General features: G+C 69.2%; 13 protein-coding genes. 5 read left to right on the top strand and 8 right to left on the bottom strand.

All coding sequences use genetic code 11. From position 1 onward, the window contains the following. The first annotated feature begins 2 nt into the window (after positions 1-2). Together ACFYRH_RS38760 and ACFYRH_RS38755 are read left to right on the top strand one after the other, a co-directional pair. Positions 3-746, top strand: a complete 744-nt coding sequence (locus ACFYRH_RS38760) for a beta-phosphoglucomutase family hydrolase (RefSeq protein ID WP_387785463.1) — start codon at positions 3-5, stop codon at positions 744-746. Then, positions 743-3,112, top strand: a complete 2,370-nt coding sequence (locus ACFYRH_RS38755) for a glycoside hydrolase family 65 protein (RefSeq protein WP_387785460.1) — start codon at positions 743-745, stop codon at positions 3,110-3,112. The genes ACFYRH_RS38760 and ACFYRH_RS38755 overlap by 4 nt, the downstream gene beginning before the upstream one ends. A 42-nt stretch (positions 3,113-3,154) precedes the next feature. On the opposite strand, the gene ACFYRH_RS38750 is transcribed toward ACFYRH_RS38755, so the two are convergent. Together ACFYRH_RS38750 and ACFYRH_RS38745 are read right to left on the bottom strand one after the other, a co-directional pair. Beyond that, positions 3,155-3,409 (bottom strand): GlsB/YeaQ/YmgE family stress response membrane protein, encoded by a 255-nt coding sequence (locus tag ACFYRH_RS38750; RefSeq protein WP_387785457.1) that lies wholly within the window; start codon positions 3,407-3,409, stop codon positions 3,155-3,157. Positions 3,410-3,512: 103 nt separating this feature from the next. Then, on the bottom strand, positions 3,513-4,235 hold the full coding sequence (locus tag ACFYRH_RS38745) for a hypothetical protein (protein ID WP_387785455.1): 723 nt from the start codon (positions 4,233-4,235) through the stop codon (positions 3,513-3,515). A 233-nt stretch (positions 4,236-4,468) separates the two neighbouring features. On the opposite strand from ACFYRH_RS38745, the gene ACFYRH_RS38740 reads away from it, so the two are divergent. Next, positions 4,469-5,578 carry a DNA glycosylase AlkZ-like family protein gene (locus ACFYRH_RS38740; protein WP_387785453.1) on the top strand — a complete coding sequence of 370 codons (1,110 nt, stop codon included), beginning with the start codon at positions 4,469-4,471 and terminating at the stop codon, positions 5,576-5,578. On the opposite strand, the gene ACFYRH_RS38735 is transcribed toward ACFYRH_RS38740, so the two are convergent. Beyond that, positions 5,565-6,434, bottom strand: coding sequence for a DMT family transporter (locus ACFYRH_RS38735; protein WP_387785451.1), 870 nt, complete (start codon positions 6,432-6,434; stop codon positions 5,565-5,567). The two genes, ACFYRH_RS38740 and ACFYRH_RS38735, sit on opposite strands and share 14 nt — an antisense overlap. Before the next feature lie 80 nt (positions 6,435-6,514). Between ACFYRH_RS38735 and ACFYRH_RS38730 the strand changes: the two genes are divergently transcribed. Then, the gene (locus ACFYRH_RS38730) at positions 6,515-7,411 is read left to right on the top strand and encodes a LysR family transcriptional regulator (protein ID WP_387785448.1); all 897 of its coding nucleotides are present in this window, start codon (positions 6,515-6,517) and stop codon (positions 7,409-7,411) included. A 6-nt stretch (positions 7,412-7,417) separates the two neighbouring features. On the opposite strand, the gene ACFYRH_RS38725 is transcribed toward ACFYRH_RS38730, so the two are convergent. From ACFYRH_RS38725 to ACFYRH_RS38715, 3 genes are all read right to left on the bottom strand, one after another. Then, positions 7,418-7,609, bottom strand: a complete 192-nt coding sequence (locus ACFYRH_RS38725) for a DUF1918 domain-containing protein (RefSeq protein WP_387785446.1) — start codon at positions 7,607-7,609, stop codon at positions 7,418-7,420. A 61-nt stretch (positions 7,610-7,670) separates the two neighbouring features. After that, a complete protein-coding gene (locus tag ACFYRH_RS38720) occupies positions 7,671-9,071 on the bottom strand; it encodes a sensor histidine kinase (RefSeq protein ID WP_387785443.1) in 1,401 nt (466 codons plus the stop codon). A gap of 42 nt (positions 9,072-9,113) precedes the next feature. Beyond that, complete coding sequence (locus ACFYRH_RS38715; RefSeq protein ID WP_387785441.1) at positions 9,114-9,791, bottom strand: response regulator transcription factor; 678 nt, start codon at positions 9,789-9,791, stop codon at positions 9,114-9,116. 134 nt (positions 9,792-9,925) lie between these two features. On the opposite strand from ACFYRH_RS38715, the gene yicI reads away from it, so the two are divergent. Continuing rightward, positions 9,926-12,151, top strand: coding sequence for an alpha-xylosidase (yicI, locus tag ACFYRH_RS38710; protein WP_387785438.1), 2,226 nt, complete (start codon positions 9,926-9,928; stop codon positions 12,149-12,151). On the opposite strand, the gene ACFYRH_RS38705 is transcribed toward yicI, so the two are convergent. Together ACFYRH_RS38705 and ACFYRH_RS38700 are read right to left on the bottom strand one after the other, a co-directional pair. Next, positions 12,148-12,930, bottom strand: coding sequence for an ABC transporter permease (locus tag ACFYRH_RS38705; RefSeq protein ID WP_387785437.1), 783 nt, complete (start codon positions 12,928-12,930; stop codon positions 12,148-12,150). The two genes, yicI and ACFYRH_RS38705, sit on opposite strands and share 4 nt — an antisense overlap. Beyond that, positions 12,930-13,679 carry an ABC-2 family transporter protein gene (locus tag ACFYRH_RS38700; RefSeq protein ID WP_387785435.1) on the bottom strand — a complete coding sequence of 250 codons (750 nt, stop codon included), beginning with the start codon at positions 13,677-13,679 and terminating at the stop codon, positions 12,930-12,932. The genes ACFYRH_RS38705 and ACFYRH_RS38700 overlap by 1 nt, the downstream gene beginning before the upstream one ends. Positions 13,680-13,685 lie beyond the last annotated feature (6 nt).

The following is a 13,685-nucleotide window of genomic DNA, read 5'->3' as shown; positions in this document are numbered from 1 at the left end:
TCATGCTGGGACTACCTGCGGAGATCCGGGTCTGCCTCTTCGACCTCGATGGTGTGCTGACCGACACCGCTGCCGTTCACGCAGCCGCGTGGAAAGAGATGTTCGACGAGTTCCTTCGCGACTATGCGGCGCAGCACGGGATACCGTTCCAGCCGTTCGACGCCCGCGCGGAGTACGACGCCTATGTCGACGGCAAACCGCGGGCGAACGGTGTCCGCGATTTCCTCGCCGCGCGCGGCATCACGCTGCCCGACGGAACGCCGGACGACCCGCCGACCGCGATGACCGTGAACGGCCTGGGTAACCGGAAGAACGTCGCCGTGCAGCGCCGGATCCGGACCGAGGGCGTGCACGTGTTCGAGGGCTCCCGGAAGTACCTGGAGGCCGCCGAGCGGGCCGGGCTGCGCCGGGCGGTGGTGTCGTCGAGCGCGAACACCCGCGAGGTGCTGGACGTCACCGGACTGGCGCAGTACATCGAGGAGATCGTCGACGGGGTGACGATCCGGACCGAAGGCCTGAAGGGCAAGCCGGCCCCGGACACGTTCCTTGCCGCGGCCAAGGAGTTCGGCGTCGACCCGTCCGCGGCGGCCGTGTTCGAGGACGCCCTCGCCGGTGTGGCGGCCGGACGGGCCGGGAACTTCGGGCACGTGATCGGAGTCGATCGCGTCGGCCAGGCCGACGAGCTGAAGTCGCACGGCGCCGACGTCGTGGTCCGCGACCTGGCCGAGCTGCTGGAGGGCGAATGATCGACCGAGGCCATCACCCGATCGAGCCCTGGCGGCTGCGGGAGACCCGGCTCGCGATGGACAAGCTCGCGCAGTCGGAGTCGCTGTTCGCGTTGTCGAACGGTCACATCGGCCTGCGCGGCAACCTCGACGAGGGCGAGCCGTTCGCGATTCCCGGCACCTATCTGAACTCCTTCTACGAGCAGCGTCCGCTCCCGTACGCCGAAGCGGGGTACGGCTACCCGGAGTCCGGTCAGACGCTCGTCGACGTCACCAACGGCAAGCTGATCCGGCTGCTCGTCGACGACTCGCCGTTCGACATCCGTTACGGGTACCTGACGAAGCACGAACGCTCCCTCGACTTCCGCACCGGCATCCTCGAACGCGACGTGGACTGGACCTCACCGGGTGGCAAGCGGATCCGGGTCCGCAGCCGCCGGCTGGTGTCGCTGACCCAGCGCGCGGTCGCCGCGATCGAGTACGTCGTGGAGCCGGTCGACCAGCCGGCCCGATTCGTCATCCAGTCCGAACTGGTCGCGAACGAGACCCAGCCGAAGCTGTCCGACGATCCGCGGGTGGCCGCCGTACTGGACAACCCGTTGAAGCCGGTCAGCCACGACGGTGGCGAGCACGGCACCGTGCTGATCCACCGGACCACCCGCAGCCAGCAGCTGATGGCCGCGGCGATGGCGCACGAGGTCGACACCACCGTGCGGTACGCGATGGACCAGGACGTCCGCGAGGACTGGGCCCGTACCACGGTGATCTGTCAGCTGCAGCCCGGCGAGAGCCTGCGCGTGGTGAAGTACCTCGCGTACGGCTGGTCGAGTCTGCGCTCCGAAACCGCCATCCGCGACCAGGTGGCCGCCGCGCTCGCCAGTGCGCGGTTCTCCGGCTGGGACGGTCTGACCAAGCAGCAGGTCGAGTTCCTGGACGACTTCTGGGACGGCGCCGACATCGAGGTCGAGGGCCATCCGGAGTTGCAGCAGGCGGCCCGGTTCGCGCTCTTCCACGTCCTGCAGGCCGGGGCGCGTGCCGAGCGCCGAGCGATCCCGTCGAAGGGACTGACCGGCGCCGGGTACGACGGGCACACGTTCTGGGACACCGAGGGCTTCGTCCTGCCGGTGCTGACCTACACGTTGCCCGAGGCAGCGGGCGACGCGTTGCGGTGGCGGCACTCGACACTCAAGCTCGCGAAGCAACGCGCCGAGGAGCTCGGCTTCCGCGGTGCAGCGTTCCCGTGGCGGACGATCCGCGGCCAAGAGTGCTCCGGCTACTGGCCGGCGGGGACGGCGGCGTTCCACATCAACGCCGACATCGCCGAGGCGGTCATGCGCTACCACCGGGCCTCGGGTGACGACGACTTCCTCGAGGAGGTCGGCCTCGAGTTGCTCGTCGAGACGGCCCGGCTGTGGATGTCACTCGGACACCACGACCGCGACGGCCACTGGCACCTGCCCGGCGTCACCGGCCCGGACGAGTACAGCGCCGTTGCCGACGACAACGTTTTCACCAACCTGATGGCCGCGCGCAACCTGCGCTTCGCGGCCGAGGTCGCGGCGAAGCTGGCGCCCAGGGCGCGCGAGCTGGGCGTCGACAGCGAGGAAGAGGCGTCCTGGCGCGACGCGTCGGCCGCGGTGTACGTGCCGTACGACAAGGCCCTCGGCGTCCACCCGCAGTCCGAAGGCTTCACCGGGTACGCCGTCTGGGACTTCGAAGGCTACAAGGACAAGTACCCGCTGCTCCTGCACGCGCCGTACTTCCAGTTGTATCGCACGCAGGTGGTGAAGCAGGCCGACCTGATGCTGGCGACCTACTGGTGCGGTGACGCGTTCACACCCGAGGAGAAGGCGCGGAACTTCGACTACTACGAGCGGCTCACCGTGCGGGACTCGTCGTTGTCCGCGTGCGTGCAGGCGGTGATGGCCGCCGAGGTCGGGCATCTCGACCTGGCCTACGACTACGCGTACGAAGCCGCGCTGATCGACATGCGGAACCTGCACCACAACACCGGCGACGGCCTGCACATGGCCTCGCTGGGTGGGGCGTGGAGCGCGCTGGTGGCCGGCTTCGGCGGGCTGCGGGACCAGGACGGCACGTTGTCGTTCGATCCGGCGTTGCCGATGGGCCTGTCCGGGTTGAGTTTCACGGTCCGGTGGCGGGCCGTGCGGTTGAAGGTGGAGATCGACCCGGTGTCGGTGAAGTACACCGTGCACGACGGACCGGACGCCTCGCTCACCTTCCGGCACGCCGGCGAGGAGATCACCGTGACCGCGACGCAGCCGGTGATCCGGACGTTGGAGAAGCGCCGGCCGCTCCTGCCCCGGCCGCCGCAACCGCCGGGCCGCGAGCCGCGGCCGGCGATGGCGGTCAACGAGGAGCTGTAGCTCCGGCGCTTCCGGTGTCTCGATGTCTCCGGTGCAGCGTGCTCAGTGCTTGGCGCGGGCGGACAGCGACTCGGCGGTTCCGACCAGCAGCACCGACGAGATCACGGCGACGATGAACCCGAGGATGTTCAGCTCGAAGATTCCGCCGGTGCCGAGGATGCTCGCGATGGTGCCGCCGATCACCGAGCCGGCCAGGCCGAGCAGCAGGGTGGCGAGCAGACCGAGCTTCTGCTTGCCGGGCGTGAAGAGTCGCGCCAGCGCTCCGATGATGAGTCCGGCGATGATGAAGCCGATCATGCTGATGTCCTCCGAGGTGTCGAACGGTACGACTCCAGTCTCCGTCGGGTCCGGCGCCGGCGGCAGTGGAGTTCTCCCTGACCGGACCCGGAGCCGACCCTGGTCAGCCGGCGGCTGTGGTGCTGAGTAGCTGACTGTTCGGCGCGAGCTGCGGACCGCTCGCCAGCCGGTTCAGGACCGTGGTCGCGAGCTGGTCGGCCGCCTGCCCGTCCGCGCTCAGCAACCCCCGGTACGCCGCGCGGCACGACGACTTGGCGCCGAGGATCTCGGCGTACAACTCGATGTCCGACATCTCCGGGTGGAGCTTGACGACGTTCAGCGTGTCCTTCGAGCACCGGTCGAGGACCGGCCGGGTGCGTGCCACGCTGTGCTTGGCCAGGAGCTGCTCGGCGAGGCCTCTCGTCAGGATGTACTCCGCACTGGACGTCCGGTCCTGGAAGTACTGGATGCTCGCAACCTCCCGGGGGTTGTCGGTGAGCGCACAGGTCGACCAGCCTGGTGGCACCGTGATCACCTGCCCGCCCGGCACGAACGACGGGATCTCGGGCATCGAGCCGCCAGGAGTGCCGTCCACCGCGGCCAGCGCCCCCTGCGATGCCGGATCGGTCGGATTGGCGTACGGCGAGGGTGCCAACCGGCTGTCGAAGTTCGCGTCCGGGATCACCACGACCGTGAGATTCCCGGTGTTCTTGACGAGCAGCGACGTACGGCTCGGGTCGGTTCTGACCGTGAGCTCGACGCCGTCGGTGTCGGAAACCGCTGGTAGTCGTACGTCGGAATGCGCACAGTCCACGGCCGGCTTCGACGCCGCCTCGGTCCGCGGCACGACGATCGACGGATTAGGAGACTCCTGAGTCCCGCTTGAACCTTCCGCGGTCGAGCAACCTGCGACCGCCACGACAACCGCTGCTGCACCGGCAACTACTTCACTGGGCATGAGTGCCCGCCAACGTCCCGTCACGATGACCCCCCTGAGTCCGAGTACCAGGTCCCCACCCACTCGGTCTTCCTTTCACCATACTGTCTGTGACTGTCGGCGCCATGCCTTAGCCTCGGCCCGTGACCCTCCACCAGTTGTCGAAGCGGGACGCCAGGCGGCTGGCAGTGCGTGCCCAGCTGTTGACCAGCGAGCGCCCCGATGATCTGTTCGAAGTAGTCGGCGGGCTCAACGTCCTGCAGTACGACCAGACGGCGTACGTCGCGCCTAATGCGGATCTCGTGGCTTGGAGCCGCCTCGGATCGTCGTACGACCCGGAAGAGCTGGCCGACGCGTTGGCGACGCAGCAGTTGCTCGAGTTGCGTGGGTTCGTCCGGCTGCCGGAGACGCTCGCGTTGTTCCGGGCCGAGATGGCGGCGTGGCCGGGCGCGGACGGTGAATCGCTTGACTGGCAGGAATACCGGCGCGACTGGGTGCAAGCGAACGAGGGCTGCCGTCTCGATATTCTCGAACGCCTGCGGCAGGACGGCCCGTTGGTGATGCGCGAATTGCCCGACACCTGCGTCAGGCCGTGGAAGTCGTCCGGCTGGACGAACAACCGGAACGTCTCGCAACTGCTGGAGTTCATGATGCAGCGCGGCGAGGTGGCGATCGCGGGACGGGACGGCCGTGACCGGCTCTGGGATCTCGCGTCCCGGATCTATCCGGACGAGCCCGCCGTACCGATCGAGGAGGCCGGCCGGCTCCGCGATCGGCAACGGCTGCGGTCGATGGGAATCCTGCGTGCGAAGGGTCCGGCCTGTCCGGGGGAGCCGCTGGACGCCGGCGAAGCGGGGGAGCGGGCCGTCGTGGACGGCGTCCGCGGCGAGTGGCGGGTCGACCCGGAGCTGCTCGGGCAGCCGTTCAGCGGGCGGACCGCGATCGTGTCGCCGCTGGATCGGTTGGTCTACGACCGGAAACGGCTGACGGAGATCTTCGAGTTCGACTATCAGCTGGAGATGTACAAGCCGGTCGCGAAGCGCCGCTGGGGCTACTTCGCGTTGCCGATCCTGCACAACGACCGCCTGATCGGGAAGCTCGACGCGCAGGCCGACCGCAAGGCCGGGATCTTCCGTGTCGACGCCGTCCACGAAGACGAGCCGTTCTCGAAAACCGTGTCCGCTGCCGTGCACCGGGAGATCCGGGATCTCGCGCGGTGGCTCCGGCTGGAGCTCGTGGTCAAGGCTGCGTGACCAGGACCCGTTGGCCGGCGCCGGATTCGCGGTGGGACCGTTCGACGGCCTGGCCCCAGGTGGTGCCGGCCAACAGCAGGGCGGCGCCGGCGACGGCGGGGAGCGTGAGGTGCTCGTCGCCCAGACCGATGCCGATGGCAACGGCCCAGAGCGGTTCGGTGCCGAGCAACAGGCTGGCGCGGCTGGCCGACGTGCGCTGGATGGCCCAGGTCTGTGCGAGGAACGCGAAAACGCTGCAGAACAAGGCGAGATAGGCAAGTTGGAGCCAGCCTACGGCGGGGATCGCGGGCAGGTGGCGTACGGCGGGTGCCGCGAAGAGCGCCGTACCGACGAGGGCTTGGACCGTGGTGAGTTGCAGCGGCCGGAGGCCGGTGGCGAGACGGCCGACAAGAGCGACGTGACCGGCGCGGACGACGGCGGCAGCCAGCATCAGCAGATCCCCGACGCCGGGGACGTGCAGACCGTGGCTGGCCATCAACAGACCGACAGCGATGACGCAGGTCGCGGCTGCCAGGTAGAACCGTGACGGCAGCCGGCGACGGTCGAACAGGGGAGTCAGGACGAGCGTGAGGCTGATGATCAGCCCGGCGTTCGCCGCGCTGGTGTGCGTGACGCCGTACGTCTCGAGGATCAGCACGGCCGCCTGCGTGAGGCCGAGCAGGACGCCGATGCCCAACTCCCGGCGGTTGATGCCCCGGACGAACAGGACCAGCGAGCCGGCGGAGATGGCGTACCGCACGAAGAGGACGGCGAGCACCGGCGTGACGGCGGTCGCAGTCTTGGCGGCGAGGTAGCTCGATCCCCAGACGATGGCGACGAGCAGCAGGACGAGATCGGTACGGCGGGGCGCGGGCACGGACCCAGCGTGATCCGGCGGCACGTTGAAGCCAAGGCCCATCTTCTAAAGCAATCCTGTAGCAGACCTACACTGTCGAGATGGACGAACGGCAGTTGCGGGTACTGCGAGAAGTCGGGGAGCTCGGCAGCGTGACAGCGGCAGCCGACGCGTTGCTGGTGACCCCGTCGGCGATCTCGCAGCAGCTCCGGCTCCTGCAGCGATCGATCCCGGTGCCGTTGACCGAACGCGACGGCCGGCGGGTGGTCCTGACCGCGGCCGGGCGCGCGCTGGCTGCCGCCGCGGCCGATGTCGAGTCGGCTCTCGCGCGGGCGCGTCATGCGGTCGACGACTTCGCCGAACAGCCGGACGGCGTGGTGTCGGTTTCCGCTTTCCACAGTGCGGCCGCGGCGTTGTTCCCGGTGTTGCTGCGCGCGGAGGCTGCCCCGCGGCTCACCCTGCATGACGAGGACGTGCCTCAGGACGAGTTCCCGGCGTTGACCCGCGAGTACGACGTGGTGCTGGCCCACCGGATGGACCACGCCGCCGCGTGGCCGCGGACGGTCGGCGTGACGCCATTGCTGCAGGAGCCGCTGGATGTCGCCGTACCCGTTGACCACCGGTTGGCATCGAAGCGCTCGCTGTCACCGCGGGATGTCGCCGGTGACCCGTGGATCACCGTGCACGACGGCTTTCCGCTGATGGCGACGATCGAGGCGATCGGCGCGGCAGCCAACCAGCGACTCGAGTTGGTGCACCGGGTCAACGAGTTCAGCGTGGTCGCGGAACTGGTCGCAGCCGGCGCCGGGCTCGCGCTGATCCCGCGCTGGACGGCCCGCACGCATCCCGGCGTGGCCCTGCGCCCGCTGCTCGGAGTGCACGCCCGCCGCGTTATCGACGCCCTCTACCGGCCGGAGCGAACCGCCCGGCGTGCTGTGCGGACGACTCTCGGCAACCTGCGGCACGCGGCCGCGACGATCCGCGAACCGGCCGGCTGAGGACTCCTACCGCCCGATGTGCACGATGTGCGCGTCCGGCCCCGGGAAGAACAGCGACTCGGTGTCGGTGTCGCTCCAGTGCACCAGGTACGGCGGCGCGCCGTCCGGATCGTGTACCTCGACGATCCGGCCCTCCCGCCGGTGTGCCATCAGATGGCTGGTCTCCACCACGACTTGATCGCCTGCTGCCGCTTTCACCAGTCCCCACCTCCTTCACCTCCAGCTTGGTCCTGGTGGGCGGCCCGCACCACCCCCCAGGTCAGTTCGGGAGGGTGACCGTGGCCGTCGTACCTCCGGTGCTCGACGAGGTGAGTGCGATCGTGCCGTGGTGTGCGCGGGTGATCTCGCGCGCGATGGACAGGCCGAGCCCCGAGCCGCCGCTGGCCCGGGAGCGGCTGGTGTCCAGGCGGACGAAACGTTCGAAGACCCGCTGGCGGTCCTCCTCGGGGATCCCGTCGCCGTCGTCCTCGACCGTGATGATCGCGGACCCGTCCTGCTCGGCCGTGGTCAGCCGGACCGTGGTGTGCGCGGCGCGCGCGGCGTTGTCGACGAGGTTCCGCAGTACCTGGCTCAGGCGCGCGGGGTCGCCGACGACCCGGACCGGCCGGACGTCGCCGGTGACCTTCAGATCGGGTGCGGAGCTGCGCAGCCGCTGGATCTCCGCGGCGACCAGGTCGTCGAGGTCGACGTCGGTCTGCCGCATCCGGATCCCGGTGTCGTCGGCCTTCGCGAGCAGCAGCAGGTCTTCGACCAGTTGCCGCATGCGGTCGGTCTCGGTCTCCATCACCTGCCGCAGGTCATGCCAGGCCCGCCCGGTGGTATCCGCCTCGACGACCTCGAGCGCCGCGGTCAGCGTGGCCAACGGCGACCGCAGCTCGTGGCTGGCGTCGGCGACGAACGCCCGTTGGGTCGCCTGCCCGGTCTCCAGCCGGTCGAGCATCTCGTTCATCGTCACCGCGAGCCGCGCGATCTCGTCCCGGGTCGGTGGCACCGGGACCCGCTCGGTCAGGTCCCGGCTCCCGATGCCCTGGACGCGGGCGCGGATCCGGTCCACCGGCCGCAGCGCTCGCCCGATCATCAGCCAGGCTGCCACCCCGACCACGATCAGCAGCGCCGGGAAGCCGATCGCCAGGTACTGCGCAACCGTGGCGACCGTCTGTCGCTGCGTCTGCACCGAGGAGGCGACCACCACGGTGTACGTCTGACCGCGGTACGACGCACCCTGGGCGACGACCAGGAACGAGTGATCGTCGTCGATCAGCGGCATCTCGCCGACCTCGGCGCGCAGCAGCGCACCGGCCGGCGGGCGGAGATCGGTCAGCGGCGTGGTGCCCACGCGGGTGGAGGAGGCGGCGATCACCCGTCCGGACGAGTCCAGGACCTGCACCAGCTGGCTGGCCCGGGTGGTCTCGGTGAGATCCCGCGCGAGGCCCGCCGTACCCTCCGCGCTGACCTGCTGGGCGACCTCGGCGACCCGGCCCTCGGCGGCGTCCGAGACCTCGGTGATCAGCGCGCGCTGCAGGAGCAGCAGCAGCGCGGCCGCCCCGAGCATCATCGCCACGGCGACCACGATCACCGCCGCCGCCGTCGAGCGGCTGCGCACACTGGCCTGCCGCAAGCCGCCGGCGGTCCGGTACCACCCGTCAACGCGTCGTCGCACGACCGTGCTCACCCCGCCATTTTCGCAGGTCGCCCAGTGGGGTCAGCCGCCCTCGGGGTTCAGCCGGTAGCCCATCCCGCGGATGGTCTCGATCGCGTGCCGCGCGTACGGCGTGTCGATCTTCTTCCGCAGGTACCGGACGTAGACCTCGACCACGTTCGGGTCGCCGTCGAACGCCGGGTCCCAGACATTGGCGAGGATCTCGGTCTTGCTGACCGTGTCGCCGCGGTGACGCATCAGGAACTCGAGCAGCCCGTACTCCCGCGGAGTGAGGGTGATCTCGCGGCCGTTCCGCTCCACTCGCCGGCGGGCCACGTCCAGGGACAGGTCGCCCGCGGTCAGCACCACCGGCCGCTCGGGACCGCCGCGCCGGATCAGCGCCCGCAGGCGGGCGACCAGCACGAGGAAGCTGAACGGCTTGGTCAGGTAGTCGTCGGCACCCAGGTCGAAGGCGTCGGTCTGGTCGTACTCGCCGTCCTTCGCGGTCAGCATCAGCACCGGCGTCCAGATGCCACGGGCCCGGAGCAGCTCGAGCACGCGGTACCCGTTCAGCTTCGGCAGCATGATGTCGAGCACGATCACGTCGTAGTTGTGCTCGGTGGCCGCCCAGACCGCGTTCTCGCCGTCGTGCACCAGTTCGACGACGAACCCGGCGTCGGTCAGCCCGCGGTGGACCGTGTCGGCCAGCCGTAGTTCGTCCTCGACCATCAGCACTCGCATCCCACCAGTGTCACCGCAGACCGCTGAGAGTCCGCTGAGAGACCCCCACAACGTGACCAGCAACTTGACGCTGTGAAGTTGGCCCACCTAGCGTTGTCGAAGCGCTTCGACAACCGGGCTGGAGAGTGGCCACTATGAAGTTCACCGACGGGTACTGGCAGCTCCGGGCCGGACTCACCCGGTTGCGGCCGGCCGAGGTCGAGAGCGTGGTCGCGGGCCCGCGGGACCTGACCGTGTTCGCGCCGGCCAAACGGATCGAGCGGCGGGGCGACACCCTCAACCAGCCGATGTTCACGGTGACGTTCACAGCACCCGCGCCCGGTGTGATCGGGGTCCGGATCGGTCATCATCTCGGCGGCCTGCCCGCGCGTCCGGCGTACCAGTTGAACGTCGAGGACGAGCACCCGGTGAAGGTGGACGTCGGGGCTGCCGAGGCGCGGCTGACGTCGGGCGAACTGAGTGTCGTGATCGCGCTCGAGGGGCCGTGGGACGTCCGCTTCGAGCAGGACGGCCGGCCGCTGACGAACTCGGCCGCGCGCAGCATCGGCCTGATCACCGATGCCGACGGCAAGCATTACCTGCACGAGCAGCTCGCGCTCGGCGTCGGCGAGACGATCTACGGTCTGGGTGAGCGCTTCGGCGCCTTCGTGAAGAACGGCCAGGTCGTCGACAGCTGGAACGCCGATGGCGGCACGTCCAGCGAACAGGCGTACAAGAACGTGCCGTTCTACCTCAGCAGCAAGGGGTACGGCGTCCTCGTCGACACCCCCGCGCGGGTCTCGTTCGAGATCGGCTCGGAGGTCACGTCGCGCAACCAGTTCAGCGTCGAGGGCCAAGAGCTCGGGTACTACGTGTTCGCCGGCCCGACCCCGAAGGACGTCCTGCAGCGCTACACCGCGTTGACCGGCAGGCCCGCTCGTGTCCCGGCGTGGTCGATGGGCCTGTGGTTGTCGACGTCGTTCACCACGGACTACACCGAGGAGACGACGAGCTCGTTCGTCGACGGTATGGCCGAACGCGACCTGCCGCTCAGCGTCTTCCACTTCGACTGCTTCTGGATGCGGCAGTTCCACTGGTGCGACTTCCTCTGGGACCCGGTGGCGTTCCCGGACCCGGCCGGGATGCTCCGCCGGCTGAAGGATCGCGGTCTGCGGATCAGCCTGTGGATCAACCCGTACATCGCGCAGCGCTCGGTGCTCTTCGAGGAAGGCCGCAGCCTCGGGTATCTGCTGAAGCGACCCGACGGCTCGGTCTGGCAGTGGGACATGTGGCAGGCGGGGATGGCGGTCGTCGACTTCACCAACCCGGATGCGACGGCGTGGTTCCGGTCGAAGCTGCAGGCGCTGATCGACATCGGCGTCGACTGCTTCAAGACCGACTTCGGTGAGCGCATCCCGACCGACGTGGCCTGGTACGACGGCTCGGACCCGGAGCGGATGCACAACTACTACGCGCAGCTGTACAACGCGGCCGTGTTCGGTCTGCTGGAGGAGAACCGTGGCGACGGCGACGCGGTGCTGTTCGCGCGGTCCGCGACAGCGGGTGGTCAGCAGTTCCCGGTGCACTGGGGTGGCGACTGCGAGTCGACATTCGAGGCGATGGCGGAGTCGCTGCGCGGCGGGCTGTCGCTGGCCGCGTCCGGGTTCGGGTACTGGAGTCACGATATCGGTGGCTTCGAGGGCACGCCGGATCCGGCGATCTTCAAGCGGTGGGTGGCGTTCGGGTTGCTCTCGTCCCACTCCCGGTTGCACGGCTCGTCGTCGTACCGGGTGCCGTGGGCGTTCGACGAGGAGGCGGTCGACGTATTGCGGAAGTTCACCAAGCTGAAGCTGTCGCTGATGCCGTACCTCGTGACAGCGGCCGGCGAGGCGCATCGGGACGGCGTACCGATGATGCGGCCGATGGTCCTGGAGTTCCCGGACGATCCGGCGGTTGCGTATCTGGATCGCCAGTACATGCTCGGGCCGGACTTGTTGGTCGCGCCCGTGATGAGCTTCGACGGTGCAGTCTCGTTCTACTTGCCGGCCGGCCGTTGGACGTCGTTGCTCACCGGTGAGGTTCTTGAGGGTTCCCGCTGGGTGACGCAAACGCATGCGTTCGACAGCGTCCCGCTCCTGGTCCGTGAGGGCGCCGTGATCCCTGTCGGCGCGGTGGACGAGCGGCCGGACTACGACTGGGCAGCTGATGTCGAGCTGCGTTGGTTCAGCCCATCAGAAGGTCGAACCGCCACGGTGGCTCTGCCGGCCGCCGACGGGGGAGTGGCGGCCGTCATCGAACTCGCACTGCACAACGGTGAGGTGAGCTCTCGCGTCGTGGAGGGTTCCTGCGCGAACTACACAGTCAAGCTCTGCCGAAACTAGGAGGTCGCGCCGGTGTAGCGGCGTACGCCTAGGCGCCAGAGGAGCAGCGTTGCTGTCGTGAAGCCGGAGCCGAGCAGGACCGCCGCGATCAGGATGCCCGGGTCAGGACCTCGGGTGAGAGTCAGCGCGGGCCACGTGGTGAGCGCGGCGACGGGGAACGCGAACGTGAGGAGGCGGCGGAGCCAGCGCCCGTAGATGTCGACGGGATAGCGGCCGGTCTCCCACGCGGCGCCGTGCAACACGCCGAGGCTGAGCCGCGGTGCCCAGAAGGCGAGCGCCGCCAGCCCGACCGAGGTCGCCCATCCGATCAGTAAGCCGATGAGCGTGAGCAAGACCCACCCGCCCACAGCTGCCGGCGATGGGACGGTGCCGAGCCTGTGCAGTCCGACGGCGATGACGCCGAGGCCGAGGACGCTTTGCACCAGTGCGAGTGGGGCGTGCCGGGTGCAGGTCGCGAGTACGACGCTGTTCGCCGGCCGGAGCAAGTACGCGTCGAGCTGGCCGTCACGGATCTGCTGGGCGAAGCCCGCGAGGCTGGGATCGAGGAAGGTCGCTCGGAGGCCGGTGATCAGCGCATAGGTGCCGGTGAGGGCGAGCATCTGCCCGGCACTCCATCCGGCGAGCAGACCAGTGCGTGTGAAGACGATGCCGATGGCGGAGATCGACGCGGTCAATTCCAGGACAGCCAGCAGGACGTCGAAGAACAGATTGGTTCGGTACGCGAAGGCACGGCGCAGTGAGAGCGAGAACGCCGTACCGAACAACCGCGCGGATCGCATCAGGCCCCCACTGTGGTGTAGCGGCGGACGCCCAGCCGCCAGGCGCCGACGGCACAGCTGCCCAGCACCACTGTCCAGAACACCGAGACGGCGTATCCCGTCGCTGCGGCAGCCGGCGTCAGGTTGCCGACTGCCAGTTCGGCCGGAAAGCCGAGCATCGAGCGGAACGGCAGCACCTGGGCGATCGTCCGGAGCGGATCGGGGAGCAGCGCGTTCGGCGCCGCGGAACCACCGAGCAGGAAGATCAGCACGGTGCCGAAGGCAACGACCGCGTGGACCCGTTCGGTCCAGAAGGCGGCCATCGCCAGCGTCCACACGAACACGAAGTGCAGGACCGCGGCCAGAACGAGCGCCGGTACGGCGGCCAGCACCGCCGGCGGCTCGAAGCGCACGCCTGTCGCGAGCCCGGCCACGACGAGCAGCGGGATCCCGAGCAGGAACATCCAGAACCGGATCGCCAGGTTCTCGCCGAGCGGCCCGATCACCGCGGGCTGCGGCCGGAGCAACGCGGACGCAACCGAGCCACTGTAGATCGCCTGTGCGAACGTGTGGTTCTCGAACGACGCCGTCAGCAGGGCCACGCAGACGACGGCCAGGTAGTAGCTACTGATCTCCGAGCCCGCACCGGGGACCTGCCGCCAGACAAAGAGCCCGAGCAGTGGCGCCACCGCCTGCCCGAGTATCAGCGTGACGAGGAACCACCAGGCTCCGGACCACCCGAGAATCTGCCGCCAGATCTCGAGCCTCACCAGTCG

The sequence above is a fragment of the Kribbella sp. NPDC004875 genome, assembly GCF_042873375.1.
Lineage (GTDB): Bacteria > Actinomycetota > Actinomycetes > Propionibacteriales > Kribbellaceae > Kribbella.
Note: the sequence above shows the minus strand (reverse complement) of the source record. Positions and strands in the feature narration are given on the sequence as shown.